Raw genomic sequence first — 3,451 nt, forward strand, 5'->3', positions numbered from 1 at the left:
AATTAGGCGCTTGGCGATGACCTACTCTCACATGGGGAGACCCCACACTACCATCGGCGCGTTTGCGTTTCACTGCTGAGTTCGGGATGGGATCAGGTGGTTCCACAAGGCTATTGTCACCAAGCAAATTCTGTTTATTACCGTGTCCATCGCTGGCTCACGTTAATAATAATTCGGAAAGCTGATTTCTTGCTTGAGTTCGACAAGTACAAGGATGTACTTGATGTCATAAATGCAAGAGCATTTTATCACCACTTCATTAAGTGTCACTATTCGTCTAAGGCCATGCAAAACCCATCTGGGTTGTATGGTTAAGCCTCTCGAGTCATTAGTACATGTTAGCTCAACGCCTCACAACGCTTACACACCATGCCTATCAACGTCCTAGTCTCGAACGGCTCTTTAGAGGAATTAAATTCCTAGGGATGACTCATCTCAGGGCTCGCTTCCCGCTTAGATGCTTTCAGCGGTTATCGATTCCGAACGTAGCTACCGGGCAATGCCATTGGCATGACAACCCGAACACCAGCGGTTCGTCCACTCCGGTCCTCTCGTACTAGGAGCAGCTCCCTTCAATCATCCAACGCCCACGGCAGATAGGGACCGAACTGTCTCACGACGTTCTGAACCCAGCTCGCGTACCACTTTAAATGGCGAACAGCCATACCCTTGGGACCGACTTCAGCCCCAGGATGTGATGAGCCGACATCGAGGTGCCAAACACCGCCGTCGATATGAACTCTTGGGCGGTATCAGCCTGTTATCCCCGGAGTACCTTTTATCCGTTGAGCGATGGCCCTTCCATTCAGAACCACCGGATCACTATGACCTACTTTCGTACCTGCTCGACGTGTATGTCTCGCAGTTAAGCTGGCTTATGCCATTGCACTAACCGTACGATGTCCGACCGTACTTAGCCAACCTTCGTGCTCCTCCGTTACTCTTTGGGAGGAGACCGCCCCAGTCAAACTACCCACCAGGCACTGTCCCGAACCCCGATAAGGGGCCGCGGTTAGAACATCAAAACTACAAGGGTGGTATTTCAAGGACGACTCCATCATGACTAGCGTCACAACTTCATAGTCTCCCACCTATCCTACACATGTAGGTTCAATGTTCAGTGCCAAGCTATAGTAAAGGTTCACGGGGTCTTTCCGTCTAGCCGCGGGTATACGGCATCTTCACCGCAATTTCAACTTCACTGAGTCTCGGCTGGAGACAGCGTGGCCATCATTACGCCATTCGTGCAGGTCGGAACTTACCCGACAAGGAATTTCGCTACCTTAGGACCGTTATAGTTACGGCCGCCGTTTACCGGGGCTTCGATCATGAGCTTCTCTTGCGATAACCCAATCAATTAACCTTCCGGCACCGGGCAGGCGTCACACCGTATACGTCCTCTTGCGAGTTTGCACAGTGCTGTGTTTTTGATAAACAGTTGCAGCCACCTGGTATCTGCGACTCCCGTCAGCTTAGAGAGCAAGTCTCATCACCAACAGGAGCGTACCTTCTCCCGAAGTTACGGTACCATTTTGCCTAGTTCCTTCAGCCGAGTTCTCTCAAGCGCCTTGGTATTCTCTACCCGACCACCTGTGTCGGTTTGGGGTACGATTCCCACTAACCTGAAGCTTAGAAGATTTTCCTGGAAGCATGGCATCAACTACTTCAGTCCCTTAGGACCTCGTCATCAGCTCTCAGTCTGCACACTAAAGTGCGATTTCCCGGATTTGCCTAAGAAATCAACCTACCACCTTAAACGCGGACTACCAACGCCGCGCTAGCCTAGCCTTCTCCGTCTCTCCATCGCAGTTAGCGGAAGTACAGAAATATTAATCTGTTTCCCATCGATTACGCCTTTCGGCCTCACCTTAGGGGTCGACTCACCCTGCCCCGATTAACGTTGGACAGGAACCCTTGGTCTTCCGGCGAGGGGGTTTTTCACCCCCTTTATCGTTACTCATGTCAGCATTCGCACTTCTGATACCTCCAGCGTGGGTTACCCCTTCACCTTCAACGGCTTACAGAACGCTCCTCTACCGCGCAGTCCTAATGGACCGCACCCGTAGCTTCGGTGACTAGCTTAGCCCCGTTACATCTTCCGCGCAGGCCGACTCGACTAGTGAGCTATTACGCTTTCTTTAAATGATGGCTGCTTCTAAGCCAACATCCTAGCTGTCTAAGCCTTCCCACATCGTTTCCCACTTAGCTAGTACTTTGGGACCTTAGCTGACGGTCTGGGTTGTTTCCCTTTTGACAACGGACGTTAGCACCCGCTGTCTGTCTCCCGAGTAGTACTCACTGGTATTCGGAGTTTGCAAAGGGTTGGTAAGTCGGGATGACCCCCTAGCCTTAACAGTGCTCTACCCCCAGTGGTATTCGCTCGAGGCGCTACCTAAATAGCTTTCGAGGAGAACCAGATATCTCCGAGTTTGATTGGCCTTTCACCCCCAGCCACAAGTCATCCGCTAATTTTTCAACATTAGTCGGTTCGGTCCTCCAGTTGATGTTACTCAACCTTCAACCTGCCCATGGCTAGATCACTCGGTTTCGGGTCTACACCTTGCAACTAAACGCGCAGTTAACACTCGGTTTCCCTACGGCTCCGCTATTCGCTTAACCTCGCTACAAAATGTAAGTCGCTGACCCATTATACAAAAGGTACGCAGTCACGGTCTCAAGAACCGCTCCCACTGCTTGTACGTATACGGTTTCAGGTTCTATTTCACTCCCCTCACAGGGGTTCTTTTCGCCTTTCCCTCACGGTACTGGTTCACTATCGGTCAGTCAGGAGTATTTAGCCTTGGAGGATGGTCCCCCCATATTCAAACAGGATGTCACGTGTCCCGCCTTACTCGTTTTCATCTATGGTTAGTTTTCATGTACGGGGCTATCACCCTGTGCCGCTGAGCTTTCCAACTCATTCCACTAACACCCCATAGACTTAAGGGCTAATCCCCGTTCGCTCGCCGCTACTAGGGGAATCTCGGTTGATTTCTTTTCCTAAGGGTACTTAGATGTTTCAGTTCCCCTCGTTCGCCTCTGCACACTATGTATTCATGTGCAGATAACAGCTTATGCTGCTGGGTTCCCCCATTCGGACATCGTTAGCTCAAATGCTTGTTACTAGCTCGCCAACGCTTTTCGCAAGTTACTACGTCCTTCATCGCCTCTGACTGCCAAGGCATCCACCGTATACGCTTAGTCGCTTAACCATACAACCCAAATGAGTTTCACTCATCTGCGCCGCATTGCGACCAGCTTGGTTTTACTTGTCTCACTCCCGACCAGGAAGTGGACGCGCCTTAGACGTGAAATACTCTGCCACCACAGCAAAATACCTCACTTTGAATATTCAAGACACTTAATAAAGTGTTTGAGAACTCATGATGCAAGTGTTTCCACACTTACATCGGTTTGCAATTAACACAACGACAGACATCATCATGTTAAT

2 rRNA genes are annotated in these 3,451 nt (G+C 50.4%); both read right to left on the minus strand.

Annotated features, from left to right (window positions below):
- Positions 1-8 precede the first annotated feature (8 nt).
- A 5S ribosomal RNA gene (gene rrf / locus L2717_RS17920) occupies positions 9-124 on the minus strand.
- A 183-nt stretch (positions 125-307) separates the two neighbouring features.
- Positions 308-3,212 (minus strand): 23S ribosomal RNA (locus tag L2717_RS17925).
- Positions 3,213-3,451 lie beyond the last annotated feature (239 nt).

The sequence above is a fragment of the Shewanella glacialipiscicola genome, from assembly GCF_023283485.1.
GTDB lineage: Bacteria > Pseudomonadota > Gammaproteobacteria > Enterobacterales > Shewanellaceae > Shewanella > Shewanella glacialipiscicola.